At 48.4% G+C, this 583-nt stretch carries 1 protein-coding gene; it reads right to left on the minus strand.

What is annotated here, in order from left to right:
• A partial coding sequence (locus R7E78_RS28680; RefSeq protein ID WP_318058954.1) for a VCBS domain-containing protein occupies positions 1-583 on the minus strand: 583 nt, incomplete at both ends.

The following is a 583-nucleotide window of genomic DNA, read 5'->3' on the forward strand; positions in this document are numbered from 1 at the left end:
GTCAATAGAAACGACACCATCTTGAGCAGAACCAACGCCCGATAAATCGTCTTCATCAACCGTAATAGAATCGACGTTTGTGATAGTTGGTTGGTCATCGACGATGGTCACTGGGATCACCGCTGAACTGGTATCACCATCAAAATCGGTCGCAATAATCGGGAAGTTCAGCGTTAGCTCGTCACTACCATTGGCATGGTCGATAGGGCCTTCTAGCGTAAAGTTATAAGAACCATCTGCGTTAACAATCAAGGTAAAGACGGCGTTACCACCCGCGGTGGCTTGATAAGTAAAACTGCCGTCTGGGTTGGCCGTTTCAGTCATCGTTACCGCGACGCCTTGAGACGTCAGCCCTGCGACAGGGTCGGCAGAAGCATCCAATTGATAACTAACGACACCATCAGAACCTTGCGTTGTTGCAAATTGGCCGTTGATGGAAAGTGCATCATTTTGGTCTGAACCAATCCCCGTCAAGTCATCTTCATCAACTTGGATTGCATCCACATTCGTGATGACTGGTTTATCGTCGACGATAGTCACTGGGATGGTGGCAGAAGTTGTATCGCCATCAAAGTCAGTCGCA

Source organism: Vibrio sp. YT-19(2023) (genome assembly GCF_033337395.1).